Origin of the sequence: Pseudanabaena sp. PCC 7367 (assembly GCF_000317065.1) — a bacterium.
In the GTDB taxonomy this organism is placed as follows: domain Bacteria; phylum Cyanobacteriota; class Cyanobacteriia; order Pseudanabaenales; family Pseudanabaenaceae; genus Thalassoporum; species Thalassoporum mexicanum.
The window spans coordinates 2,456,857-2,482,500 of the sequence record NC_019701.1; the positions used below are offsets into that span (position 1 = coordinate 2,456,857).

At 46.3% G+C, this 25,644-nt stretch carries 20 protein-coding genes and 2 pseudogenes (1 of these 22 only partly in view); 14 read left to right on the top strand and 8 right to left on the bottom strand.

Annotated features, from left to right (window positions below):
• Positions 1-16 precede the first annotated feature (16 nt).
• On the bottom strand, positions 17-3,817 hold the full coding sequence (locus tag PSE7367_RS20375) for a PAS domain S-box protein (protein WP_015165190.1): 3,801 nt from the start codon (positions 3,815-3,817) through the stop codon (positions 17-19).
• A 685-nt stretch (positions 3,818-4,502) separates the two neighbouring features.
• Between PSE7367_RS20375 and PSE7367_RS09720 the strand changes: the two genes are divergently transcribed.
• The 4 genes from PSE7367_RS09720 to aroQ all read left to right on the top strand — a co-directional run bounded on the left by PSE7367_RS09720 (position 4,503) and on the right by aroQ (position 8,186).
• Positions 4,503-4,880 (top strand): hypothetical protein, encoded by a 378-nt coding sequence (locus PSE7367_RS09720; RefSeq protein WP_015165191.1) that lies wholly within the window; start codon positions 4,503-4,505, stop codon positions 4,878-4,880.
• Positions 4,881-5,340: 460 nt separating this feature from the next.
• Positions 5,341-6,993 carry a serine/threonine-protein kinase gene (locus PSE7367_RS09725; protein WP_015165192.1) on the top strand — a complete coding sequence of 551 codons (1,653 nt, stop codon included), beginning with the start codon at positions 5,341-5,343 and terminating at the stop codon, positions 6,991-6,993.
• An 80-nt stretch (positions 6,994-7,073) separates the two neighbouring features.
• Complete coding sequence (gene tnpA, locus PSE7367_RS09730; RefSeq protein ID WP_015146128.1) at positions 7,074-7,526, top strand: IS200/IS605 family transposase; 453 nt, start codon at positions 7,074-7,076, stop codon at positions 7,524-7,526.
• A gap of 225 nt (positions 7,527-7,751) precedes the next feature.
• Positions 7,752-8,186 (top strand): type II 3-dehydroquinate dehydratase, encoded by a 435-nt coding sequence (gene aroQ, locus PSE7367_RS09735; RefSeq protein ID WP_015165193.1) that lies wholly within the window; start codon positions 7,752-7,754, stop codon positions 8,184-8,186.
• 387 nt (positions 8,187-8,573) lie between these two features.
• On the opposite strand, the gene PSE7367_RS20380 is transcribed toward aroQ, so the two are convergent.
• The gene (locus tag PSE7367_RS20380) at positions 8,574-9,029 is read right to left on the bottom strand and encodes a FeoA family protein (RefSeq protein WP_015165194.1); all 456 of its coding nucleotides are present in this window, start codon (positions 9,027-9,029) and stop codon (positions 8,574-8,576) included.
• A 727-nt stretch (positions 9,030-9,756) separates the two neighbouring features.
• Between PSE7367_RS20380 and PSE7367_RS09745 the strand changes: the two genes are divergently transcribed.
• The gene (locus tag PSE7367_RS09745; protein ID WP_015165195.1) at positions 9,757-10,809 is read left to right on the top strand and encodes a Fe(3+) ABC transporter substrate-binding protein; all 1,053 of its coding nucleotides are present in this window, start codon (positions 9,757-9,759) and stop codon (positions 10,807-10,809) included.
• A gap of 30 nt (positions 10,810-10,839) precedes the next feature.
• Here PSE7367_RS09745 and PSE7367_RS09750 read toward each other — a convergent pair whose 3' ends face one another.
• Together PSE7367_RS09750 and PSE7367_RS09755 are read right to left on the bottom strand one after the other, a co-directional pair.
• Positions 10,840-12,327, bottom strand: a complete 1,488-nt coding sequence (locus tag PSE7367_RS09750) for a hypothetical protein (RefSeq protein ID WP_015165196.1) — start codon at positions 12,325-12,327, stop codon at positions 10,840-10,842.
• 291 nt (positions 12,328-12,618) lie between these two features.
• The gene (locus PSE7367_RS09755) at positions 12,619-13,521 is read right to left on the bottom strand and encodes a ferredoxin reductase domain-containing protein (RefSeq protein WP_015165197.1); all 903 of its coding nucleotides are present in this window, start codon (positions 13,519-13,521) and stop codon (positions 12,619-12,621) included.
• Positions 13,522-14,455: 934 nt separating this feature from the next.
• On the opposite strand from PSE7367_RS09755, the gene ilvB reads away from it, so the two are divergent.
• The gene (gene ilvB, locus PSE7367_RS09760) at positions 14,456-16,234 is read left to right on the top strand and encodes a biosynthetic-type acetolactate synthase large subunit (protein ID WP_015165198.1); all 1,779 of its coding nucleotides are present in this window, start codon (positions 14,456-14,458) and stop codon (positions 16,232-16,234) included.
• Positions 16,235-16,640: 406 nt separating this feature from the next.
• A complete protein-coding gene (locus PSE7367_RS20385) occupies positions 16,641-18,011 on the top strand; it encodes a J domain-containing protein (RefSeq protein ID WP_015165199.1) in 1,371 nt (456 codons plus the stop codon).
• Between the two features lie 127 nt (positions 18,012-18,138).
• On the opposite strand, the gene psbN is transcribed toward PSE7367_RS20385, so the two are convergent.
• Positions 18,139-18,270 carry a photosystem II reaction center protein PsbN gene (psbN, locus tag PSE7367_RS09770; RefSeq protein ID WP_015165200.1) on the bottom strand — a complete coding sequence of 44 codons (132 nt, stop codon included), beginning with the start codon at positions 18,268-18,270 and terminating at the stop codon, positions 18,139-18,141.
• A 156-nt stretch (positions 18,271-18,426) separates the two neighbouring features.
• Between psbN and psbH the strand changes: the two genes are divergently transcribed.
• The 6 genes and pseudogenes from psbH to PSE7367_RS09800 all read left to right on the top strand — a co-directional run bounded on the left by psbH (position 18,427) and on the right by PSE7367_RS09800 (position 22,764).
• Complete coding sequence (gene psbH, locus PSE7367_RS09775) at positions 18,427-18,621, top strand: photosystem II reaction center phosphoprotein PsbH (RefSeq protein ID WP_015165201.1); 195 nt, start codon at positions 18,427-18,429, stop codon at positions 18,619-18,621.
• A 284-nt stretch (positions 18,622-18,905) separates the two neighbouring features.
• Positions 18,906-19,193: pseudogene (locus PSE7367_RS21160) on the top strand (TatA/E family twin arginine-targeting protein translocase); the annotation flags it as partial.
• A 151-nt stretch (positions 19,194-19,344) separates the two neighbouring features.
• On the top strand, positions 19,345-19,974 hold the full coding sequence (gene pth / locus PSE7367_RS09785) for an aminoacyl-tRNA hydrolase (RefSeq protein WP_015165203.1): 630 nt from the start codon (positions 19,345-19,347) through the stop codon (positions 19,972-19,974).
• 62 nt (positions 19,975-20,036) lie between these two features.
• Positions 20,037-20,897, top strand: coding sequence for a heme ABC exporter ATP-binding protein CcmA (gene ccmA, locus PSE7367_RS09790; RefSeq protein ID WP_015165204.1), 861 nt, complete (start codon positions 20,037-20,039; stop codon positions 20,895-20,897).
• A 13-nt stretch (positions 20,898-20,910) separates the two neighbouring features.
• A complete protein-coding gene (locus PSE7367_RS09795) occupies positions 20,911-22,050 on the top strand; it encodes a sugar phosphate nucleotidyltransferase (RefSeq protein ID WP_015165205.1) in 1,140 nt (379 codons plus the stop codon).
• Complete coding sequence (locus PSE7367_RS09800) at positions 22,051-22,764, top strand: NnrU family protein (RefSeq protein ID WP_015165206.1); 714 nt, start codon at positions 22,051-22,053, stop codon at positions 22,762-22,764.
• Here PSE7367_RS09800 and PSE7367_RS09805 read toward each other — a convergent pair whose 3' ends face one another.
• From PSE7367_RS09805 to PSE7367_RS09820, 3 genes and pseudogenes are all read right to left on the bottom strand, one after another.
• Complete coding sequence (locus PSE7367_RS09805) at positions 22,765-23,316, bottom strand: dihydrofolate reductase family protein (protein ID WP_015165207.1); 552 nt, start codon at positions 23,314-23,316, stop codon at positions 22,765-22,767.
• A gap of 15 nt (positions 23,317-23,331) precedes the next feature.
• Positions 23,332-23,943 (bottom strand): annotated as a pseudogene (gene thiE / locus PSE7367_RS09810) (thiamine phosphate synthase); the annotation flags it as partial.
• A gap of 262 nt (positions 23,944-24,205) precedes the next feature.
• The gene (locus PSE7367_RS09820) at positions 24,206-24,736 is read right to left on the bottom strand and encodes a hypothetical protein (RefSeq protein WP_051037932.1); all 531 of its coding nucleotides are present in this window, start codon (positions 24,734-24,736) and stop codon (positions 24,206-24,208) included.
• A gap of 103 nt (positions 24,737-24,839) precedes the next feature.
• On the opposite strand from PSE7367_RS09820, the gene PSE7367_RS09825 reads away from it, so the two are divergent.
• Positions 24,840-25,644, top strand: partial view of a DUF1565 domain-containing protein gene (locus tag PSE7367_RS09825; RefSeq protein WP_015165208.1) — the 5' end (the start) only. 935 nt of this gene lie beyond the right edge of the window; 805 of the gene's 1,740 nt are visible here — the first part of the coding sequence; the start codon lies at positions 24,840-24,842; its stop codon lies beyond the right edge, outside the window.

Here is a 25,644-nt window from a genome sequence, read left to right on the forward strand (position 1 = left end):
CCTATAAACTATCTGACTATTCCAACTTGGGTTGACTGGGCAAAATTACCGTGAAGGTTGAACCCTTGCCAATTTCGGTTTCAACCTGGATCTCACCGCCATGCATATCAACCGACTTCTTGACGATCGACATACCTAAGCCAGTGCCAGGTAAATCCCTCACATTTTGCGCCCGGTGGAAGGGCTCGAATAATCTGGGCAGATCTTTTCGCGGAATCCCCAACCCGCGATCGACCACCTTGAAGATTATATTTTGAGCTTGGTTACTAACTACAAAATCAATCTGACCCCGATCGGGAGAATACTTTACCGCATTGGAGAGCAAATTAACTAAAATATGCCGCAATAACCGCTCATCCAGCCAAATGCCATTGGCTAGATCGGGGTCAACCTGGTAATGGAGCTTAACCTGATTTTGATTACCCCCTTCTACTTCTTGACTAAGGCGGAAATCTTCTAATAAAACCCCACACCATTCCGCCAGGTTTAATTGCGCGGGATGAAATTCAAGCATTCCTGCCTCAGCCTTACCAAAGACCAGAATGTCATTGAGCAGCGTAGCCATATAGTTACAAGCAGCCTGGATCCGCTTGAGGCGAACGAGCTTTTTCTCTTCGGGGAGGCGATCGCCATAACGCTCTAATGCCTGAGCCGCAGCAGAAATAATTGCCAGGGGGTTGCGAAATTCATGGGAGGTAATGCTTACAAAACGGGATTTCAACTCGTTTAATTCACGCTCTTGTGCCAGTGCTGCCATAATTCTGGCTTCTGCTTCCTTGCGATCGTCAATATTCCGAATGATTGCTAAAACTTCATCGTCGCCACAGGCAATCACTCTGGCTTCTTCGTGGTGAAGCTTGCCATCAATTTCTAGGGCATATTCATGAAATTGGATCTCGCCAGTTTGCAAAGCCTTGTGCATCAGATGCATTCTCTGTGTAGCAAGCTCAAATGGCAAAATCTGGTGCAAATTTACTCCCACAAAAGTGTTATTTGGCTTATAGATTTGCACTCTTTCGCTGGGATAAATTTCTAAATAGGTGCCGTCACTACGCATTCTGATCAGCAGGTCGGGCAGAGCGCTAATCAAAGCATTGTTAGTAGCCTGGCTTTGTTGGAGCGAAGCCTCGGTGTTGCGCCGTTCTGTAATATCTTCGGTGATGCCCACATAGCGATAGACCTGTGCCAACGCATCAAATACAGGAAAGCAGCGATCGAGCAACCACCTTTCTTCACCATCAGCGCGTACAATTCGATATTCGATTGTATCTGGCTCTAGTAGTTCACCATCCATCAAACTAGCCAGAAACCTACCAACCCGATTGCGATCGAGGGGGTGAACCACCTGGTCTACATAGAAATTCATATCCCGACGAATTTTGGTTGGCGAATAACCAGTCAGGTTGGTATAGGAAGGACTGACATAAATTAGTTTTTGGGTGCTGATGTCGCGCATCCAGATAATATCGCGGATATTTTCGGTCAGTTGGCGAAATTTAGCTTCACTCTGGCGCAGTGCTTCCTCTGCCAGGACACGATCGGTAATGTCTCGGCCGACCGACTGGATCTCTACTAGCTCGCCTTGTTCATTGTAAATGCCACGATTATTCCATTGCTGCCAGCGCGTATTGCCATCGGGAGCAATCGATTCATATTCGATCGTTACCAGTGGTTGATGGTAAGTGATCTGGGCTAACTGCGATTTCACATAGTCTCGCTGTTGCAGCGGAATTAATTCAAGGAAGCGGCGGCCAATTAAATCTTGCTTGCTAGCCTGGTAATAGCGACAATAGGCATCATTAGCAAAGGTAAGAGTTGTATCAGCCAAAGCTCTACATACCATTTCGGTTTGGTCTTCCACCACGGCGCGATAGCGCTGCTCACTGGCGATCAATGCTATTTCTGCTTGCTTTTGTTCGGTAATATCTCTACCTACCGCTAAATATTCAACTATTTCCTGGCGATCGTTAAAGATGGCGCGATTAGTCCACTGTTGCCAGCGGATCCCACCATAGAAATCAACCACGCGATGCTCGTGGATAATGACAGGTAAATCCTTACTTAAGGCGGCAATATTTTGAGTGACCATCGCCATATCAGGGGCAGGAATCAAGGGTAAAAATTTCTGGCCGATTAATTCTTCAACCTCACGATGGAAATAACGGCAATAGGCTTCATTTACAAAAGTCAGCGTGCCATCCACCAGAAAACGGCAAATCAACTCGGTCTGGCCTTCAATAATAGCCCGGTAGCGAGATTCGTTATGGCGCAGGGCTGCTTCAATTTCCCGCTTTCGAATTATTTCCTGCTGCAAGCGGGCATTGGTATGCAGTAGCTCAGCGGTGCGCTCTTGCACTCTTTCTTCCAGTTGAAGCCGAGCTTGCTCTAATTCTTGTTCTGTTTGCTTGGCCTGGGTAAAGTCGGCTACCAGCGATAAAATGGACTTGATTTTGCCATTCTCATCCCGCAGAATCGAGTTATACCAACCACAATGGACGATCGCGCCGCTCTTGGTGTAGTTGCGATTGTGGCTAATCACGCGCTCATCTGAACCATTCAGCATTGGCTTGATCGCCTTAGTTACGGCATTGAGATCATCCTCATGCACAAATTGCCACTCACTTAAAAGCCGGCCAATGGTTTCCGTGGCCTGCCACCCAAATATTTCTTCAGCCCGTTTTGACCATCTAGTGATCCGTAAATCTGCATCCCATTCGATCACCGCCAGGGGGGAGTTGCTGACATGAAAGTCTAGGCGCTGGTAAGCTTCGTGTAGCAGGGCTTCGGTCTGTCTGCGATGCAAAGCGGTTGTAAAAATATCGCTAATAGCCTGGAGCAAACTCAGCTCGTTTTTAGTCCAGTTGATGGTTACCCTGGAATTGGCAAGGGCAACCCAGCCGATCGCCTTGTCGTAATTAATCAGCGGTACACAGAGAATTGCTTTGATACCAAATTCTTGCCAAATTTGGCGATCGTTGGCAGCTTCAATTGGCAACTGAGCAATGTCGTCAATTTGCAGCGCTTCACCACGCTCCATGCTCTGATTCATCCAGGGCACGACGCTACGTGCTAGATGCTGAACTTTGGCAATTAAAGGCTCAACGCCCACCGCAACCCATTCATAGGTCATACTAAAATGGTTGCGATCTGGTTCCAACTGAAAAACTCTACAGGCATCTACGCCAAAGAAACTACCCACTTCCTGAATTGCTGGCAGCAGTGCTTGATCAATTTCGGTACTGGGGGTGTCAATAAATCGCGTTGAAATTTTGGCTAAAAGATGATTGAACTCGGTGAGGATGAGGCGATCGTTGTGATTGTCATGGTTACTCAACCCAGGGCTATTCACACTATTCTTTTGACTGTTTTGACTACTTTGACTGGGGCTTGTCGCCTCATAACTATTTACATTATTTACATCATCATTTACATCATCGGTATCATGCCCCTGTAGATTGATTGCCCTTTTCAGGGATGGAGCCAAACGAGCTAGACGTGGCTTGAGAATAAAATCAGTTGCGCCTGCTTCAATCAATTTGGCTTCTACTGCCAAGTCTTGATTATGCGTAACCACAAAAAAAGGGAGATTGCCGCATTGCGATCGCACCTGCTGCAGTGCAGTAATGCAATCGCCATCTGGCAGGTCATACTCACATAAAACTACATCAAAAGCGCAGTGATCAATTAGCGCCCGAAAATTGGGGTCAGGGTCTAGGTATTGATAGGTACAGTTGAGCCCTGCATCATGCAGTTCCTGTTGAATGGCCTGCACATCCTGTAAGTTGTGATCCCAGATAAGAACTCGAAGTGCTTCCATGTGTTTTGTAACGGAAAGCCACCCGTAATTGATGGCTTGACTGAAACGGTAAAAAACGTGAGATAGAACCTAAGCAGGCTGAGATGAGGGCGAAAAATACGGGACAGCATCCACCATCTTACTCAATTATCTGGCGCAAATAAGTTAGGTTCTTTGCAATAAATCTCTGCAACAAATAATAGTTAGGATGCTCTCCCCGTAGATCTATATGGGAGCTAAATAAATAATGATTATCAAAGTATATTAATTACATTAGTTTAAGAAAAATGTAAAAGAACGGACAGCATATCTTTCGCTGTAATGGCAATGGGTCTCTTCTCTGCATAGTTCAACCCTTTTGATCATTGGTTTTAATCATTGTTAATAATGTTTTTAACCTATTGATCCTAGCTTTAGGAAGCTGGCTGCTACAATATCTCCACCGAAATATCTAAAATATCTACAAAACTAAACAACGATCTAAAACGATCTAATTGGTTTAGCGATCGCTGAAATGTCATTATCCTATGGACTGTCATTAATTTTATTTAAATAAACTAGATCTACCCCCAGGTATAATAATCCCAAATAAATCGCCAATGGGGAGGTAAACAGCCCTCACCCATGCGGTTCTCATCACTTTGAACCAGGTCAAGGGGCAGGTTATGATTAAGCCAAGCATAAGCTGAGGTTAGCAGCACGAACAATGAAATTTTATAGATTTGGCAATTCTGGTTCCAATCCCTACGGCAATGGCTTCGGTGGGCTGAGATTTTTGATTACTGCTTTTTTGGTGATCTGGGGGCTGAGTGCGATCGGTTTGGGCTGGCTGGTTAATTCTATCTTTATTTTAATCGGCATTATCACAATCGCACCGATCATTGCCCTGGTCGGGTTCCAGTGGTGGTTAAAGCGCAGCCTGGTCACAGCCGATTGTCCGGTTTGTCAGTTTAGGGCAACTGCGGCCAAGGGCAGCGAGTTTAACTGCCCTAGTTGTGGTGAGCCCTTGGAGGCTAAAGACCAACAATTTGTGCGGCTCACGCCCCCAGGTACGATCGATGTGGAAGTGCAGGCGATCGACTGAAACCAGGCTCTAGGTTGTTTTGAGTTGGCAAGGCTCTATGGGCTCCGGTTGTCCTGGCTGGTTCAATAAAGTTACTAGTTAAACCAAGTTAATTAAATTAGCTGGTGCTTAATAATATCTATTCAGGCTAATTAACAGCACCACTTGCGTAATTATGTGCCGATCGTTAAATTTTGCACATGCGATCGTGAATATGCCTGCTATATTTACACTGCAACTTTGGGTTTGTTACTAGCAATCTAACTAATGCTTAATCAACTACGGATCAGAATCTACTAATATTGCTGCGGCTAACATTACCATTGCCCCAAAGAGCTACCCTAATCAATGGACAGTCGATAGGGTCTACCGATCGATAAAATCCATCTATTCGGTTTGGTTAGATTTCGATCGGACTGCATACTTATATGATATTAGTGGCAACCAAGATTTTAGAAACATTCAAATTTAAGGGTTTGTAATGGACACGTATTGCACCCGCCCCAATTGCTCACGCCCCCAAAATTCCTTTCCTGATCTTGATCACAGCAAAACCATCAAGACCATAAATCAAAAATTTTGCACCAATTGTGGCATGCCCCAGATCTTGGCAGGTCGCTACATTGTAACTAAGCCCCTGGCGCGGGGTGGATTTGGTGCTACCTTTGTAGCCCGCGATCGCTACACCCCAGGGATGCGCGATTGTGTGATTAAGCAGCTCTTGCCCACCGGCTTGAATCCTCAGCAAATGGAGATCGCCAAGCAAATGTTTGAGCGTGAAGGGGTGGTGCTCGAAGACTTGGGCAGGCATCCCCAGATCCCCGATCTGCTGGCCTATTTTGAATTAGAAATACCGGGCTTGCAAGCTGGCACTGCCGATGAATTTTTCTATTTAGCCCAGGAGTTCATTGATGGGTTTACCCTGGAGCAACTGGTAGAAAAAACTGGTGCCATGTCCGAGCAGGAAGTCAGCAGTATTTTAACCAGCCTGCTGCCAGTGTTGCAGTTTGTGCATGATCGCGGCTCGATCCATCGGGATATCAAGCCTTCTAATATTATGGCGCGTAAAACCGATGGCCAGTTTTATTTACTAGATTTTGGCGCAGTAAAGCAAATTACCACCACTACCCCAGGGCAAAAAGCTCGCTCCACTGGTATTTTTACGCCTGGATATGGTGCACCTGAACAAATGCGTGGCGATCATGTTTTGCCTGCGTCTGATCTATATGCCTTTGGCGTTACTTGTATTTGTTTGCTAACGGCGAAGCAACCGGAGGAGTTGTTTGATGTCAGTGCCAATCGTTTTGATCCTAGTTGGCAATTGCTGGTTCCTGCTGGGGTGAGCGATCGATTAGTTCAGGTGTTGGCAATGATGATCAAAAATGCCCCTAACGATCGTTATCAATCGGCGAGCGCGGTGTATGAAGCCCTGGCTGGTAAACCAATGCCCACTGGCATGACTACGGCGTTTAATGCTGCCCCAAATCCGCGCTTTACTCAACCACCTCAGCCTTCCCAAGCATCATCATCCACGCCAGTTCCAAATCAACCTGTTCAGTATCAGCAGCAGCCGATCGCTCCACCCCCTGCGGCTGCCCCAATTTCGCCTCCTAGGTCAGCTCAACCAGCTCAGCCAATGCGACCACAAGCATCATCGCAACCATTACCAGCTCAAGCACCCCAAAATCCTGTACCTGCCAATCCCATTAACCCTCCACCAGTAAAGCAAAAGCAGCGCACCCCATTTGTGTTAGCTGCACCGATCGCCAAGCAACTTTTTGCTGCCTTCCTCGTTGGATTTGAGGCATCTTTAGCAGGGATTGTTGGTTTAGCTTTCTTCGGAGCAATAGAGCTTGGACTCTTGGCTACGGCCGCGATCGGCATTTTTTTAGTTATTCTGCGTGCTACTAGCCTGCTGGATAACAAAGATATGCTGGTGATTGCTTTGCTGATGGTGGGTGGGTTTTGGGCGGCGGTTTTCTTTGGTCTGCTTAATATTACTGGCTTAGTAATTTTAATTAGTATTACCTCACCGGTAATCGCCCTGTTGATCGCGGCAATGGCAGGTTTGGGTGCAATGGCGTTTATGACCCTATTTCGCCTAATTTTTGGAATTTTATATGCTTTGCTGTGATTGTTAGCTGGGGATAAAAAAATTAAAATTTAATCACTATAGGGTCTAATTCCCCGCCGCTTGCGGCGTAATATACTTTTGTGAGCCAGTACATTCATAAAAGTCATAATGTAAGCGTCTTGTTATATCACTTAGTATTTCCAGCTAAGTATAGAAGGGCAGTGTTTAGCCCGGAAGTAGACCAGGTTTTAAAAGAGGTTTGCCTGGAGATAGAAAAGCGATATCAAATCAATTTTCTAGAGATAGGAACAGATGGCGATCACGTGCATCTGCTGGTGCAATCAGTGCCGACATACAGTGTTACCAAAATTGTGAGAGTGATCAAGAGTATAAGTGCTAGAGAAATATTTAGTAGATGTCCAGAAGTGAAGCGTCAGTTATGGGGCGGTGAATTTTGGAGTGATGGATATTTTGCCAGTACGGTAGGCAAACATGGCGATGAGAATATGATTACAAATTATGTTAAAGAGCAAGGTAAAGGGTATCAAAAGTTGCATGAGAACAGACAACTAGAGATATTCCCAATACAATAAATTGAATACCCCGCTGCTTGCGGCGGGGTTTTTTATTGATCAAGCCAGGGTTGTCTTAGGTTTGACAACCAAAAAATCACGATCTTAGTTATGTAAGATCAAACCCGATCGATCGCCCATCGTAATCGCCCATCGTAATCACCCATCGTAAAAACATGGCGATCGCTATAATTCAATTACTTAAATTAGTTGAAATTAGTTGCTTAATAACCAGGATCAGAAAAGTTGAAAATACTAGTCTTGCATGGCCCCAACCTGAATATGCTGGGTTTGCGGGAACCCGAAATCTATGGCAGTTTCAGCTTGGCCGATATTAATCAAATCTTGATTGCAGATGCCGAAAAACTTGGGGCTAGCTTAGAATTTTTGCAATCAAACCATGAAGGGGCGCTGGTCGATGCGATCCATGCTGCTTTTAATCAAAAAGCTGGGATTTTGATCAATCCAGGTGCATATACCCATACTAGTGTGGCGATTCGGGATGCGATCGCAGCAGTGCATCTACCCACTGTCGAGGTGCATCTTAGCAATGTCTATAAGCGGGAGGAATTTCGCCACCATTCCTATATTGCGCCGGTGGCAGTTGGCCAAATCAGCGGCTTTGGGGTGAATAGCTATCGACTTGGTCTACAAGCCTTAGTACAACATCTAACTGGCTAACTGGTGCTTAACGCCGTTAGACATATTAATCTTAATCATATTAGACATAGCAAATGCTAGAAATATCAGGAATATTAGAAATATTTAAAACCCAGAGCAAGCAGCATTTTCTTTAATAAATTATTAATAGCAAATTATTAAAAGTCCAGGCTTTGTCCTCATTAATCTTTTGAGCGATCGACTGGAAAAGCAGTAGCCAAGCTAACCAGTATTTCCATAATTAGTAATCACACATATTTAATTCGGCAAGCGCATATATTAATAATATTCACCCGTGGGGTTGAGATCGCCCCGATCGTTATTCGCTAAAAATCCTTTATACTACTAACCCATAATTACCACTAACCCATAATTTCGATCGGTTAGGTAAATAGCTAAGCAGCCAGCCTAGCTTAAGGCTGTGACCATGATCTGTTCGGTTAAACTCTGACCCAGCCCAATTTGCCTGGTGCCGATCGTAATGATCACCGAACCACTAGACTTATGGCTGATCACTTGAAACTCCGTGCCCGGTAGCAATCCCATTTCCAGAAAACTTCTTTTGCGGCCACCCCTGAACCAAGCGATCCGCCCGATTTGCCCCACAGAAGCGATCGCAATCGGGAATGATTGGCTATTGCCCAATACCTGGATCTCTCCATCCGCACTAACAGCTATGCTCTGAGTTTTAGGCTGATCTGAGTTTTCAGGATTTATGTCCTGATTCGCAATGCTGAGAGGATCTGCATCCAGACCTCGCTCACTGTAGAAAGTAAAACCGCGCTGGCGAAATGATTTTGCCTCAAGGCCAGACAGAGCTTGTTTGGCTCGATCGGGTAAATTGGGGTTTTGCAACTGTTGCATAAGATTATTAATTAGTTTGCTGGGTGAGTCAAAATATAATTTGAGTTTGATTAGCGATCGCGTTTGGGTAATTGCTTGGCTTGGTGGTAGATTTGCTTGGCATTAAACTTGTCAGCAGTTTAGTTAAGCAAACCAAAAACCTCGTCATTATGGCTAAATTAGCCCTTAAAGTGTTTTTCTGTTTGTTTTTATAAACTTCAGTAGCCTGATTTAGGTTTAGCGATCTTGTGATTGTGACTAAGTTGTAACAATTCTTTTGCCATAACCTCTTGCACCTATTGAAAATAATTTTTATATTTAGTGCAAATGATTCGCAATAAGTTTAAAATAAAAGCACATTGAAATGCAATAGCTTGGCTAGCGATCGCTAGAGATTTTGTTGCCATACTTAACAATTTTGCCGCCAGGACAGCCGAACTTAGTTTTGGGAACTGGTGATTACTGGTGATTACCTCTGGTGGGGCATGAGCTGGGGATGGTTAATCAGGTGATTATCAACCCTACTGCTTAGTCCCTTTGGAGTAAGTAAGTGCCTTTGGAGTAAGTAATCAGAATGATTGGCATAATTGGCTCGATTGCAGCGGTTCATTGGGTGATGCCGATTGCTGTAGTTGAGGCTGAATTGTTGAGATAGATGGGATTAAGGCTCCGATCGTGAGGCTAGTTCAAGTAGTTGATTAGATATTTGTTTATTTAGGAAATTCAGGTAGTTAGGACGTTTGGAGTTATGAGTAAAGTTTCACGAAGAACATTATTAGGGGCTGGGACGGCAGCCTTGGCGATCGCCGCCGGCAAATTGGCCAACCCTGGCTCAGTTGGTGCCCAATCAAAACAGCTAAACCTTTATTCATCAAGGCATTACAACACCGATAGTGAACTGTATGACGGTTTTACCAGGCGCACTGGGATCAAGGTGAACTTGATTGAAGGCAAAGGGGACGCACTGATCGAGCGGATTGTGAGTGAGGGACGGAATAGCCCAGCGGATATTTTTCTCACCGTTGATGCTGGTAGGCTCTGGAAGGCAGAGCAGCGCGGTATTTTTGCGCCAGTCGATTCAAATGTGCTGAAGAGTAAAATCCCTGCCAGCTTCAGGCATCCCAATAACCTCTGGTTTGGCTTTTCCAAGCGAGCCCGTGTAGTGATGTATAACCGCGATACGGTTAATCCAGCTCGGTTGTCTACCTATGAAGATTTGGCTACCCCTAAGTGGCGGGGCAAGATTTTGATTCGCTCGTCCAGCAATGTTTATAACCAATCGCTGGTGGCCTGGTTGATCGCAAATCTGGGAGCGCAGGCAACGGAAGCTTGGGCAAGGGGTGTGGTGGCTAACTTTGCCAGAGAGCCCCAGGGTAATGATCGGGCTCAGATTGAAGGTGCAGCGTCGGGGATTGGTAGTTTAGCGATCGCTAATACCTACTATCTGCCACGCTATAACGAGCCGAAAGATAAGGCCAAGATGGATGTGTTCAAGAAGATTGGCGTATATTTCCCCAAGCTGGCTAACGGTGGTACGCACGTTAATATCAGTGGTGGTGGGATGCTTAAAAATGCCCCTAACAAGGATGCTGCTGTGCAGTTTTTAGAATATTTAGTTAGTTCTTCAGCACAGGTGTTTTTTGCCCAGGGTAATAGCGAATATCCGATTGTGAGCGGGGTTGCGATCGATCCAGTCGTGGCTAGCTTTGGTCGATTCAATGATGATGATACGAATGTATCGGTGTATGGCAGAAATGCTGCGGAAGCAGTCAGGATTATGGATCGGGTTGGCTGGAAGTAACTCTATTTGCTTTTAATCCAATTATTCCAATTATTCCAAGCGATGAAATAAATCATCACCTGGATCATATTGCCACACTTCGCCCCGGGGTTGCTGTTTGGGTTGTTTTCGACACCATCCGGCAAAGCCGGGGTTTAACTTATAACGATTGAGGGTGTGGTTGCTGACTTCTAGTCTCTGGGCAAGTTCAACCTGGGTGAGGCGATCGGGAATTGTTTCTGTTTCAGTTGCGGTGGTGGCCAGATTAATTAAATTATCCAAAAAAGATAAATCTTGCCGATCGCGGTTAGGCTTGACTGCATCCGTAAAAATTTCCACCTTTGGTTCACTCTGGTGCATGGGATCTGGGGGTGATTCAATTTCTGCGGTGGGATTTAAATTGTTTGCCGCAGCGGGATCGGTATTTTTTTGATCCCCTAATTGAGTATTTTGCGCATCGGGGCGATCGCTTTGCTTAGTTGTACTTGCTGTATCTGCATCTATATCTGCATCATTATTTTCTTGACTGGCTGATGCTTGGGGATTTCCTGCTGAATCCCGATCGCTTGATGTGGCTACTGGTTCCGGTGCGAAAATTACTTCCACATCGATCGCATCATTATTTTCGTGATCCGCTCTGGCCGCATCTGAGTCAGATGGAGTTCTTGGCTCAGCGCGATCGTCACTACTGATTTCTGGATCAGAAGCATCAGAAGCATCATTGGGATCAGTGGGATCAGGGTCGGGCGCAAAAATTGGCCGAATCTCATAATGCACCTTCAAGCCTGCCTTGCGTTCCCGCTCCGCTTGCTCTAAAAATCGATTTGCCTGCCATTCGCTATCGAAGGTGTCCACCTGGCGTAGCGTATCTTTACGCCGCCGTTCTAGATATGCCCACACCTCCCAGGCGATCGGTTCTGGCTCATGATCTGGTTGCTCCGTTGATTCCTCTGATTTTGTCGCTTGTTCATGTGCGGGGGATTGATCGGCAGCTGTCGCTGGAGCAGGTTGATTAATGGCAGGATCGCTGGGAAATGGTGGCTCTGGAATGGGGGGATTGAATCCAGCGGGGCTGAAATTAGAAAATTGAAAATTGGCAGCCTGCTGACTGAAGGTTGTACCAGGATTGGTTGGTGTTGTTTGATTAGTTGAGCCCTGGATGTCTTTGTTTGGAGCGGTAGGTGGACTAGAAGCGGCTCCAGTTTGATTGGGATGCTCAGGTAGATCGCTGAGATCGATCGCGCTTAGGGTATTGTCCAGGCTGTCAAGACGATTGCTCAAGTAATCTATGCGCTGCGCCAACTCACCCACCGCATTGAGCAGGCTAGGATCTGGCGATCGCGGTTGCTGATCTAGCTGGCTTGACTGCGATCGATTAGCCTGCGCCGAGCCCTCAGTGCCAGAGATCAAGAACTGCACCAACACCGCAATCAGCGCTTCTGAGTCCGAGGTATATTTGTGTTGCTGTTTCCAACCACAAAACAGCTCATATAGCTTGGGGGGTAAATGGCAAGATAAGTGGGGATAATCTTCCGACATGGCTAAGTTTGGCCTCAAACAAACATGGTGGACATCACGCCTAAACACATAATGCCCACCCTACCTGATTTATTTATTGAGCACATTTAAGCTTACTGGCTTAATACTTACTCACTTTTACTGACTAATTTATTGACTAATTTGTTGACTATTAGTGCAGTATGTCGATTGTAGATCAAACCGTTAAACAACTATACGATCGCCGTTAGCAAATTAATTAACTCTAGTCACTCTGGTAACTCTAGTAATTAGCAATAATCAGCGATCGAAAGTATAAAAACTGAGCAAGATCTAGTAAGTTTCCACATGCCAGCGATCTTCTTTCTTCATCTGGCGCTCATATTCCGACCATTCAACGCCGCTCTTGGCTGCTGTTTCGGTCATGAATTCAGCGATCCCGCCTTCCATGCCCCGCAGTCCACAAATATAAGTGTGGGTGGTGGGCTTTTGGATCAGGTTCCACAACTTATCAGCATATTCAGCCATACGATGCTGGATATACATTTTGCCGCCATCCCGATTTTTTTGCTCACGGCTGAGGGCATAATCGAGACGGAAGTTTTGAGGATTTTTGTATTGCAACCACTCCAACTCTGGTTTATACAAAGCTGAGGCTGAATTAGGCACCCCAAAGAAGAGCCAGGCCAGGCCATTAAACTTATAATCTTCATGCTTTTCCTTGAACATGCGCCAGAGGAAAGCCCGGAACGGAGCGATCCCAGTACCGGTGGCAATCATAATAATTGTGGCATTGGGATCATCAGGCAGCAGCATTTCTTTGCCAACTGGGCCAGTAATGGTGACATCATCGCCAGGTTTGAGATCGCAAATATGGCTGGAGCATACCCCTTCAACAGTTTCACCAGTTTCCGGGTGTTGATAGACCAATCGCCGCACACTCAATGAAACGGTTTTATCATCGCCGTCGTCGCCATGCCGGGTCGAAGCGATCGAATAGAGTCTGAGTTTGTGAGGCTTGCCCCTGTCATCGGTGCCAGGAGGAATGATGCCAATACTTTGCCCCTCCAGATAGCGCAGATCGCCACTGGAAATATCCATCTTGACATGTTGAGTTTGTCCGCCTGCGCCAGCTCGCAATAGCGGATCATTAGAAATGCATTTGCCCACATAAGGATTCTTGGGGCGATAAATATTAATCGGTATATCTTGCTTTTCGGATTTTGTCTGAGTCATGAACTTTAATTAACCAACGTTGTAATTCATAGCTTGAGCTTATTCGCCAGCGCCAGAGCTATTAGATCATAACCTTAATCTGAACCTTAATTTGGGCTATGCCAACCTGACGGCGATCGAACCTGATCTAATAATTTTTTTTAGTGTAATTGAGGCAGTTACTATGGACGACTGAGAATTGATGCTGACAGCTACACAATTGCAGCTACACAATTGTGGGATCAAGCGTTCTCAACCGTGCCAATTAGATTATTTAAGCTCAACTACTTTGCTTTACTATTCTTTACGCTACTTACTTTGTAATCTAACCATAAACAAGTGTCGGTAACTAAAAGAACATCGCTAAACATAACTACAACAATTGCAAAGAAATGTTAACAATATTGATTTGAGTTAGCGATCGCTACACCAGACGCTTTGATCACAAACCTTTGTGTGTGAAGGGCTCTAAGTTGCCTGGGATCGGCGATTGGCCTCGCTTGGTCATGTTAGGATACGAGTTGAACCGATTACGGTCATCGTGGTGTTGCTACCTTAATGCTTAATGCGGATTGAAATGTAGATGGATAGAATAAAAAGTAGATAGATAGTTCTATCTGTTTCTACCTCCACAGAGTGTAGATATCCTAAAATAATTAAATCTTTGCTCATTCACTACTTAATCACTACTTAAACTGAAGGTCACTCAAGTCAGGTTTGGGTGATTTAAGGTGGAAGCGATCGAATATCTATGGCGATTTATATGTTCACCTAGAAATTGGTGGAACAGCTTGGTGAACACCAAGGCAATTGATTAATGCATTGATTAATACATTGATAGATCGAAGTTCATCGCACCTTTAAACTTTGTTATCGTATTTCTAATTAAGTATTTTTTCTAATTTAAGTATTTGTACAGGCTAAGGGATCTTTCGAGGATTACTAGGAGGCAGATTTGCAGACAACTGGTGCTTTTGCGCTTGTAGACAGTTTAGTTAAGCAAGGTGTTGAACACATCTTTGGCTATCCAGGCGGCGCGATTCTGCCTGTTTATGACGAAATTTACAAGGCAGAAGAAAGGGACGAAATCACCCATATTCTGGTGCGTCACGAACAGGGTGCTGTCCATGCTGCCGATGGTTATGCCAGAGCCACAGGCAAAGTGGGTGTTTGTGTGGCAACTTCTGGGCCAGGAGCAACTAATCTGGTGACAGGGATCGCTACGGCACAAATGGACTCAGTGCCAATGGTGGTGATCACTGGCCAGGTGCCTTCCTATGCGATCGGCTCAGATGCCTTCCAAGAGACCGACATTTTTGGGATCACCCTGCCGATTGTGAAGCATTCCTATGTGGTACGGGCACCAGAAGATGTGGCCAGAATTGTGGCTGAAGCGTTTCACATTGCTGGTACTGGTCGCCCTGGCCCTGTGCTAATTGATATTCCCAAAGACATTGGCCTTGCTGCCTGTAATTATCAGCCCAATGCAGGAATCAGCCTGCGCGGTTATAAGCCCACCTTTAAGGGGCATCCTAACCAGATTGTGGCGGCTGTTGATCTGATTCGCCAGGCAGAGCGACCTTTGCTCTATGTGGGTGGTGGTGCAGTTATTTCCGGTGCCCATGCGGAAATTCAACAATTGGCCGATCGATTCCAAATCCCAGTTACCACTACGCTGATGGGGAAAGGAGCCTTTGATGAAAACAGCTCGCTGTCGGTAGGGATGCTGGGAATGCATGGTTCTGCCTATGCCAACTATGCGGTTCAAGGTTGCGATCTTTTAATCGCAGTTGGGGCCAGGTTTGACGATCGCGTGACCGGCAAGCTTGACCTGTTTGCGCCAACAGCCAAAGTAATTCACATTGACATTGATCCGGCCGAGTTGGGCAAGAACCGCAAACCCCAGGTGCCGATCGTGGGCGATGTAAAGCATGTGATCGCGGCGATTCTTGGTTCGACCACCTACGAAGAGGAAGTACGCACCGCTGACTGGTTAAGGCAAATTCAGGCATGGAAGGATGATTATCCTTTGGTCGTGCCCCAATACCCCAATTGCATTTCGCCCCAGGAAGTGATTTTTGAGTTTGGCAAGCAAGCCCCCAATGCTTTCTTTACCACCGATGTGGGACAGCATCAAATGTGGGCAGCTCAGTTCCTCAAATGTGGCCCCAGGCGTTGGATTTCCAGTGCTGGTCTGGGCACGATGGGCTATGGGATGCCGGCGGCGCTGGGCGCAAAAGTGGCTCTGCCCCAAGAACAGGTGATTTGCATTAGTGGTGATGCCAGTTTCCAGATGAACCTGCAAGAGCTAGCAGTATTGTCTCAGTACGGCATTAATGTGAAAACAGCGATCATTAATAATGGCTGGCAGGGGATGGTGCGCCAATGGCAGGAAAGCTTCTATGGCGAGCGGTATTCTTCCTCGAATATGGAGGTAGGGATGCCTGACTTTGTGAAGCTAGCTGATGCCTTTGGCCTTAAGGGCATGGTGATTCAGCATGGTGATGATATTGCCGCAGCAGTGGCTGAGATTATTGCCCATGATGGCCCTGTGTTAGCTGATTTCCATGTTAAGCGCAATGAAAATTGCTATCCGATGGTGGCACCGGGCAAGAGCAACTCAGACATGGTGGGGCTGACCGATCCGCGCCAGAAACATGCCACGCCGATCGTGGGGCTAAATGGGATTGTGCAGCGATCGCATCCAGCGGTGGCTCCCACGGAAACGGTCTAGCTTTAGATTGATTCAATAGTTAATTAGTTAGTTAAGTAATTTAATAATATTGAATATTGGTAATTAGTCAGCCTGACTGTTAGCATCATGCTTCATCGGGCTGGCTATACTATTTAGAGCAATAATAGTTAAATTTCCCCCTGCTAACTATTGCTGAAATACCCAAACAAGCCCTAAATTTAACAGGGGCTAATAAGCAATCTTGCTCAAGAATGCGCTTATACAATGCTTGAGAGTGCCTAATGGTGCTTAAACGTCAGTTCAATAAATTAATAAATTTCGATAAATCAATCGCAAACGAAGGAATAGGGGCTTCCGGCGATCTCCAGCAATAATGAGTTAAGGGTTGTTTGTAAATATCTGTCAAACTCAGGTTGCTAAAAAATCAAGGCACTTAATTGAATTTATGGCAAAGGATCAAACCTACTATCAAATTCTAGAACTGGCCAGCAGTGCTAGTGCCGAGCAAATTAAATCTGCCTATCGACGGCTAGCCCGTAAATATCATCCTGATTTAAATGGCGATGATCAGGTAGCCCGCGATCGATTTGAGCAAGTGACCCAAGCCTATCGAATCTTAGCTGAGCCCGCTTCCCGCTCGGATTATGATCGGCATCTCAATTCTGGCAACTCTCAGTTTGATCCCAGGCGATCGCCCAGCTCGCAGCATACTCGCCTCTATGAACAGGGTTTGCTTAGCCTCCAGGATGGCAATTACAACCAGGCGATCGTATTGTTCAGCCGTGCCCTGGATTACTTTAGTAATTTTGCAGAAGCCTATCTCAAGCGGGCGGTGGCTCATTATCGCAATGGTAACGCAGCGGCAGCGGTGACTGATTTAAACCGGGCGATCGAACTAAAGCCCCAACTCAACGAAGCTTATTATCAGCGTGGCTTGGCTCGCTCCCGCTTAGGTTATGACCAAAGTGCGATCGAAGACTATGATCAGGCGATCGAATTAAACCCCAATTATGGCCAAGCTTTTTATCGCCGTGGGCTATTGCAGCGTGATCTGGGGAATGAAACTGCGGCTCAGCAAGATCTCCAGGCGGCAGTGAATGTATTTATAAAAATCAATGATCCCTCCGGTCGCCAACTAGCCCAAGATGCCCTGGCCGCTGGTGGTAACAAATCGATCTCCCTTGATTTGCCTAATCTTCAGCTTAAGCTACCGATATCTGGCTTTTCTGGCCTATTCCAGCCACTTCAAAGCACTGGATTAGCCCTGCGCCTATTTGCGATCAATCCTCTGGGGGGCTTGCTGCCAGCTTATGTCAAGGTTGGCGATCGGGCAGTTTATGTGGCACTTGTGTTAACCGCCCTATTTGAAGTTTGCCTGGTTGGTGGGGTGTATTTTTTGTGGTGGCAACATTTTGGTTATGCCACTGCACCGAGCGGCAGAATTGCCCTGGCCGGGCTGGTCTTATTCTTGTCCCTGGCGGTGATTAGCTTCTTCTTGCGATCGATCCTGCGCGGCAAAGGCAGCTTTACTGGTGATTTATTTATGGCGGCGGCGACGCTTGTGCCCCTGGGCATGGTGGCGATCGCGGCTGGGCTCTATACCCTTGAGCGGTCGATTTTGTTGCTGTGCATCGCGCTCATTTGTGGTTGCTATAGCATTCTGACGGTTTATAGTGGATTTAGTCAGCTTGCAAATTTAAATGAAACCAGGTCAACCCTGGCCACGGCATTATTAGTAGCGATCGCTGGGCTGATCATTCAGGCTGGTATAGCTTGGCTGATGCCCGATGCAATTCCTTCTGAAGGGATTGTTTAACGTTTAACGTTTAATATTTAATTAGGGTATAGCTTCAAAGCCCACTGATCGCCCCACTAGCCCTGTGACTTTTTAATGATTCAGGCTAATGGATGGCGATAAGAGTGGCTAAAACCAAAGCCTAGACTTAATCTTCGTGGTCTTCAAATGGATCGGCTAGCTCCTTGTTAGGAGGCCCAAAGGAAGTATAGATCGCTAAAGCCGTGATACAAACCACGATTGTCGCTATAGTTAGAATAAGTGAGGTTGCATTTTCCATTTGATTTATAAACTAGATTTATTAACTAGTATTAATTAGATGTTTAATTAGACCTTGCGGCCTGATTCACTGATACAATCAATTATAATATTAAGTTAAGTAATAATAACTTTTTTGAAAAACTAAGTAGATACAGACTAAGTAAAAGAGTTAAGTATGGCACAACGCACTCGGCTTGGTGAATTACTCAGACCGTTAAACTCTGAGTATGGTAAGGTTGCCCGTGGCTGGGGCACCACTCCTTTGATGGGAGTCTTTATGGCTTTGTTCTTGGTGTTTTTAATCATCATTCTGCAAATTTATAATTCCTCACTGCTTCTCAATGGCGTGGATGTAAACTGGGGCGGTTAATTAAGTCAATTAATTAATTGCTGCTGTTATGGTTTGCTTGGGCTGGGCGATCGTCTTTATGTTTAATATTTATATTGATATTGGCAAGTCTAGTTTGAGATACCTGGTTTAAATCCCCACTGAGATTAGTTTTAGGTTTGAAGTTTGGTAACTGCGCCGACTTTAAACATAGCCAAAACTGAACCTACTTCGCTCAGGTAGCGGGGTAGGTTTATGTTAGAAAGGTAATGCAAATAGTAATGCAAATAGCAACGTAAAAGCACTAGAGCGAGGTAAGTGTAACCATGAATATTTTTGGGATTGGGCTGCCGGAAATGGTGGTGATTATGGTAGTGGCGCTATTGATTTTTGGTCCCAAAAAATTACCAGAAATTGGACGTAGTATGGGTAAGGCGATCAAAAGTTTTCAGGATGCTTCGAGGGAGTTCCAAGATGAAATTAACAACAGCGTAGAGGCGGTCAAGAATTCCAGCCCAAGCTCGCCCAATCAATCGCCAAGTATTGCCCCAGCCAAGTCTGAGCCCGTAGCGATCGAATCATCCGAATCATCTGAGTCCTCTGAATCCACTGCGCCTGCTGAGCCTGCTACACCAGAGGTGGTCGCCGTAGATGTTGCTACCACACCCGCAGCGCAATCCGAAGCAACCGCAACCAGTGCAGCACAAGAGCAACCGGCCGAGGCTTAGTTGCTGATCCTTAGGGTAGCTGCCCAGATTTGAAGTAATGGAGTCAAGCCAAATCATCCGGCTAATTGTGGGATTGGGAAATCCTGGTGCTAAATATGAAGGCACTCGCCATAACATTGGGTTTATGGCGATCGATCAACTTGCCCGCTATTGGGGTGCTAGCCTGACTGAAGCAAAAAAATTTCATGGTATCAGTGCTGAATATCGTCAGCCTGGGCGCGATCGCTTAATTCTGCTCAAGCCCACCACCTATATGAATGATTCTGGGCGATCGGCAAGAGCAGTCCTGGATTGGTATAAGCTGGAGCCCCAATCGGTGTTGGTAATTTATGACGACATGGACTTACCCCTTGGTAAAATTCGCCTGCGGCATTCTGGCTCGGCAGGGGGGCACAATGGCATGAAGTCAATGATCGCCCATCTGGGGACTCAGGATTTTCCCCGGTTGCGATTGGGCATTGGTAAGCAAAAGAACGATCGGCAAGACACGATTAGCCATGTGCTAGGTGGGTTTATGCCAGCAGAACAAAAAATCCTGCCTCAGGTACTAGATCTAGCCCAAGACACTATTATATCTATAGGTAAGCAAGGTATAGACAAAACCATGAGCCTGTACAACAGTCGATCGGTGCCAATGCCCTTGCCGCAGGTGGCTACCGATAGCTAACTGTTAATGAACTGTTAGTTAACAATGGTTAGAGGTAGACGTTAATCAACACAAAAATCTTTATGAGCGATAGCGCGGTTTTATTAGAAAACGTCTACAAATACTACAACAAAACTCCCGTTGTGAATGCGCTTTCCTTCCAAGTGCAAAAGGGAGAGATGTTTGGCCTGTTGGGGCCAAATGGGGCGGGTAAATCAACCACAATTCGGATGTTAACCACCCTGACTATTCCCAGTGAGGGCAAAATTGAGGTGTCTGGCTTTGATGTGGGGCGGCAATCGCAACAGGTGAAGCGATCGATCGGGGTGGTTTTGCAACAAACCAGCGTCGATGGCGATCTGACAGTGTGGGAGAATATGGAATATCATGCCCGCCTCCACCAAATGCCCGCAGCAATTCAACGGCAGGCGATCGGGCAATATCTGGAATATGTGGAACTGACCGATCGCGCAGATGCAATGGTGAAAACCTTATCCGGTGGGATGAAGCGCCGTTTGCAGATCGCTCGTGCATTGCTGCATCAACCAGAAGTGTTATTTTTGGATGAGCCAACTGTAGGACTCGATCCACAAACCAGACGACGCTTATGGGAGATTATTCAGCAACTTAAAGATCGAGGGATGACCATCTTGCTTACCACCCACTATATGGAAGAAGCTGAGTTCCTTTGCGATCGGATTGGCATTATGGATGCAGGTAAATTAATTGAACAGGGGACACCTGATCAACTGCGCCGTAAGCATGGTGAAGCAGTTGTAATCACCCAGCAAGAGCAAGATGGCAAGTTGGATTTTCAATTCTTTCCAGATCTAGACCAAGCTAATGCCCATGTCGATCAACACCGCGATCGCACTGGCATGATGGTGCGGGCTTCTAATCTGGAAGATATCTTCGTAGAGTTAACTGGACGTAAGTTAGATTGAGGAATAAGTAACTATGAAAGCCATGATTCTGGCAGCCGGTAAGGGTACACGTGTGCGCCCAATCACCTATATTATGCCAAAACCAATGATTCCGATCATGCAAAAACCAGTAATGGAATTTCTGGTGGAGCTGCTACGGGAACATGGGTTCGACGAAATTATGGTAAACGTAAGCCATTTGTCTGAGGAGATTGAAAACTATTTCCGTGATGGCCAGAAATTTGGGGTTCAGATGGCCTACTCCTTTGAGGGCAGCATCGTGGAAGGCCAGTTGGTAGGCAGTGCCCTGGGTTCTGCCGGTGGCTTAAAAAAAATCCAGGATTTCTCGCCGTTCTTCGATAGTACCTTTGTGGTGCTGTGCGGAGATGCGTTGATTGATTTAAACCTGTCGGAGGTGGTGAAGTGGCATCGCAAAAAGCAATCTCTGGCAACTGTGGTAACCAAGTCGGTGCCTAAAAGTGAAGTGTCTAGTTATGGTGTGGTGGTAACTGATGATGAAAATCGCATCTTAACTTTCCAGGAAAAGCCGAGTGTAGAAGAAGCCCGTAGTAATGAAATTAACACTGGGATTTATATTTTTGAACCAGAGGTCTTAGATTATGTACCCTCTGGAGAAGAATATGACATCGGTGGCGATCTTTTTCCCCAACTAGTGGCCGAAGGAGCACCCTTCTATGCCAAGTCAATGGACTTTGAATGGGTGGATATTGGAAAGGTGCCCGATTACTGGCAGGCGATCCAAGATGTGCTGGCAGGCAAGATCCGCAATGTGCAAATTCCAGGGATTCAAGTAAAACCAGGGGTATTCACTGGTTTGAATGTGTCGGTGAACTGGGACAAAGTAGACATTACTGGGCCAGTTTATATTGGCGGCATGACCAAGATTGAGGATGGGGCCAAGATTGTCGGGCCAGCGATGATTGGACCCAATTGCCATGTTTGCAGTGGTGCTACGGTGGAGCGCAGTGTAATTTTTGAATATTCGCGCCTGGCCGATGTGCGACTAGTGGATAAGCTGGTGTGTGGCCGCTATTGTGTTGACCATACCGGTGCTTCGATCGACCTGCAGGCTTCTGCCCTGGATTGGTTGATTACTGATGCTCGCCATGAGATTCCGATGGAAGTCCCAGAATTAGTTCTGCCGGAAGCGTAGATGGAAATATTTACCAACTATCAATCCCACTGGATCATGGCGGGATTGTTGCTTACTTTTGCGATCGCCCACAGTGGCCTAGCAGCGCTGCGATCGCGGATGGAAGAATTAATCGGCGCACGGGCTTATCGGGTTTTATTTGCCCTGGTGAGCCTGACCCTGGCGGTGGTGATGATTATTTACTTTTTTAATCATCGTTATGATGGGGTGCAGCTCTGGCAGGTACAAGCGGTGCCGGGGATCAAAATTGTGGTTTCGGCTCTGTCGGTAATCTCATTTGTTTTTCTCTATCCAGCCACGTTTAATTTGCTGGAGGTGGCAGCGATCGCCAAACCCCAAGTCCATCTGTTTGAAACAGGCATCATTCGGATTGCGCGGCATCCGCAGATGGTGGGGCAAATTATCTGGTGCATTGCCCACACGCTCTGGATTGGCAGTAGTTTTATGGTGGTGACTTCGTTGGGCTTGATTTTGCACCATTTATTTGGGGTGTGGCATGGCGATCGGCGTTTGGCCAAGCGCTACGGTGATGCATTTGCAAAGGTAAAAGAGCGCACCTCGATTATCCCGTTCAAGGCGATCTGGGAGGGCAGGCAAGAGCTTAAGCTAGAAGAATTTTTAACCCCTGCCTATTTGGGGGTGGCGTTCACGATCGTTGGTTTTAGGATGCTGCACCCATTGATGTTTGAGGCGGCAGCGAAGGTGCCCTGGTAGCTACATATTTTTTACTAATTCATAGGTCGATTGAACAAAACCAAAATCATAGGCTTTGGTCTTAATATGCTTTAGCAAAATATCTTGCTCTAACTCACCAAACAAAGATTTCCCCTGACCGATCAGCATCGGGATCACCGTGATCGTGATGTCGTCGATCAGTCCTGCTGCCAGAAACCGCTGAATTGTGATCCCGCCATCAATATATATATGCTTAAATCCTTGATTTGCTAACCGCTGATGCAATGCTGCGGGAGTTTCGGCTGAATGTACCACGTTGCTACTTAGGTCGTTAGGTATTTCAAGGGCACGGCTACTCAAAACGATCACTTGCTTATCTTGATATGGCCATGCACCAAAGGATAAAACCTTTTCATAGGAGTTGCGACCCATCACTAATACATCCACTGAATCCATAAACGAGGCATAACCACAATCTTCGCCCTCTGGCACTACGGCATTGGCAACATTTAGCCAGTCGATCGAGCCATCTTCCCTGGCGATGAAACCATCCAGGCTGGTGGCGATAAATACTGATGCTTTTAAACTCAAGCGCTACTCCATCTATTAATCTTGCTTAAACTGAGCCAACATCTTGGCCGTAACTGCCTGGGGATCAGCCGCCTGCATGATCGCCCTGACTACCGCCGTGCCCTTTGCCCCCGCTGTGATCACCTCAGCCAGGTTATTTGCATCAATCCCACCGATCGCAAACCAGGGCATAGTTAACTTTTGGGCAGCATAACTCACATATTCAAATCCGGCCGCCGCTTTTCCTGGCTTGGTTGGAGTGGCAAACACAGGCCCCACCCCCACATAATCAACCCCAGCCTGGAGCGAAATTTCCAACTCCGCAGGGCTAGTGGTCGATTGGCCAATAATATAATCTGTGCCTAAGATTTTTCGCGCTACGTCCGGTGGTAAATCCTGTTGCCCCACATGCACCCCATCCGCGCCCACGGCCAGGACAATATCAACCCGATCGTTGATTAAAAAAATGGCATCGTAACGATGACAGAGATCGCACAACTGAGCGGCAATTTCTAAGCGAGCCCGATCGTTGGCATCCTTATCCCGATATTGCACCAGACTAAGGCCACCTTTGAGTGCTGCTTCGACTACTTCTAAAATTTGCTGATGGGGGGAAGTAACTAGATATAATCTTGCTTGGCTGATTTTGGCTAGGCGGGTTTGGTGGAGATTGCTGGTTGCTTGACTCATAGAGATAGAAATTGTTTGCTAATGGATGGGGGCTTGATCGGGGCGATCGTGCTTGATCGAATATCTTTATTTTTATTTGTGCATAACTACCTTAATCAAACTGAGTTGGGTAGGTATTTTCAGATCCCTATTTGCTGTTATTGGCGATCGAATAAGCAACTTGTTGTGGTCTTAGCAACTTTTTTCATTAAACTGAATTTTATTAATTAGCTCAATTAGCTCAATTAGGAGGTGCATGATTAAACTGGCTCACCTGGTTAATTTGAGTCTCCAGCGTATAAGCGCGGTAGCGAGTTTGCTTGAAAGACTTAGCCATCTGCGGATCGATCAGCTTGCTATATTCTTCCAATACCCGCAGCGCTTCCTGGATGCGGGAACAATTAGCACTCAGTACCGACTCTATATTAAGCCGCCTTTCTTCCTGGGCATGGCTCTGGTTTGTGCCAGGATCCTCTGGGGTATTGCGAGCCGCCTTGATCTCGGCGCTATGCCATTGGGCGAGTTGCTGGCGTAAATCTTTACATTCCGCCGAAAGTTGGCGATCTTCCAGGCCAAAGCGACACCATTCTTCAATTACGCGCAATCCCTCCCGCGCTCGATCTAAATTGGCATCCAAAATGCGATATATGGTCTGGGTTTGTGGCGATCGCCCTGTATCTTGATCGCTAGTCTGATTTTGAGCCTGTGTTTTCGCCTGTGTTTTCGCCTGAATTTGGGCTTGACTTTGGTTTTGATTATCAATTTGGTTCACAGCTTTAGGAAATACCCCTTGCCTATCGACGGCTTTAATGTTTAATTATCCACAGATCATGCTTATTATGATGCAGAGTTCAATGAAGTTGCCGTCAAAGAATATGGGTGCAAACAAATTTGGTTTAGCGATCGCCTTGGTGGCAATCGGTAGCACCGCTATGGGTGGATATGGTTTGAATAGTTCTGGGGCGATCGCCGCTGAGCTTCAGGAGCAATCGTCGCACTTGCAATATTTCAGCTTAACCAGCCCAACTATTGAACTGGCGCAGGTGCCAACCAATGGTCAAACCCAAATTTTATTGTATGTAAATCCTAATGCTGGTAGCGATCGCAATGGTAATGGTAGCCCCCAAGCGCCCTTCAAAACCATCACCAGAGCCATGAGTTTACTCCAGGATGGCAAATCGGCGGTAATTCAACTTGCGCCTGGCACCTATAGCGAGGACAGTGGCGAAAAATTTCCGCTCCAACTGCGAACTGGCACGATCATTTCTGGTAATGAAACCAAAAAAGGTGGTGGGATTAAGATCCTGGGCGGTGGCAATTATCGATCGCCCGCCGCTGGAAAACAAAATGTGGCGATCGTGGTGGCCAATCAAGCCCAGATTCGCGGGGTGACCGTGACCAATCGCCATGAAAATGGTTATGGCCTCTGGATCGAATCGATTGCCAGTGCGGCGATCGCCAGTAATACCATCAGCGGTAATGGCAAGGATGGCATTTATGTTGGTGGTAATGCTACGCCAAGCCTAATCAAAAATGTGCTGGTCACCAATAAAGCTAGTGGTATTCACATTACCGATACGGCTCAGCCAGAAATCAAAGATAATCTGGTGCAGAGCAATGCGGTGGGCATCACCGTCAATAAAAAAGCCGCACCGCAATTAATTAATAATCGTATTTCCG

Excerpts from the sequence above, each read along its gene's own strand:
- PSE7367_RS20375 (WP_015165190.1), bottom strand. The coding sequence starts at position 3,817 with ATGGAAGCACTTCGAGTTCTTATCTGGGATCACAACTTACAGGATGTG.
- PSE7367_RS09720 (WP_015165191.1), top strand. The coding sequence starts at position 4,503 with ATGAAATTTTATAGATTTGGCAATTCTGGTTCCAATCCCTACGGCAAT.
- PSE7367_RS09725 (WP_015165192.1), top strand. The coding sequence starts at position 5,341 with ATGGACACGTATTGCACCCGCCCCAATTGCTCACGCCCCCAAAATTCC.
- PSE7367_RS20380 (WP_015165194.1), bottom strand. The coding sequence starts at position 9,029 with ATGCAACAGTTGCAAAACCCCAATTTACCCGATCGAGCCAAACAAGCT.
- PSE7367_RS09745 (WP_015165195.1), top strand. The coding sequence starts at position 9,757 with ATGAGTAAAGTTTCACGAAGAACATTATTAGGGGCTGGGACGGCAGCC.
- PSE7367_RS09750 (WP_015165196.1), bottom strand. The coding sequence starts at position 12,327 with ATGTCGGAAGATTATCCCCACTTATCTTGCCATTTACCCCCCAAGCTA.
- PSE7367_RS09755 (WP_015165197.1), bottom strand. The coding sequence starts at position 13,521 with ATGACTCAGACAAAATCCGAAAAGCAAGATATACCGATTAATATTTAT.
- PSE7367_RS20385 (WP_015165199.1), top strand. The coding sequence starts at position 16,641 with ATGGCAAAGGATCAAACCTACTATCAAATTCTAGAACTGGCCAGCAGT.
- psbN (WP_015165200.1), bottom strand. The coding sequence starts at position 18,270 with ATGGAAAATGCAACCTCACTTATTCTAACTATAGCGACAATCGTGGTT.
- psbH (WP_015165201.1), top strand. The coding sequence starts at position 18,427 with ATGGCACAACGCACTCGGCTTGGTGAATTACTCAGACCGTTAAACTCT.
- pth (WP_015165203.1), top strand. The coding sequence starts at position 19,345 with ATGGAGTCAAGCCAAATCATCCGGCTAATTGTGGGATTGGGAAATCCT.
- ccmA (WP_015165204.1), top strand. The coding sequence starts at position 20,037 with ATGAGCGATAGCGCGGTTTTATTAGAAAACGTCTACAAATACTACAAC.
- PSE7367_RS09795 (WP_015165205.1), top strand. The coding sequence starts at position 20,911 with ATGAAAGCCATGATTCTGGCAGCCGGTAAGGGTACACGTGTGCGCCCA.
- PSE7367_RS09800 (WP_015165206.1), top strand. The coding sequence starts at position 22,051 with ATGGAAATATTTACCAACTATCAATCCCACTGGATCATGGCGGGATTG.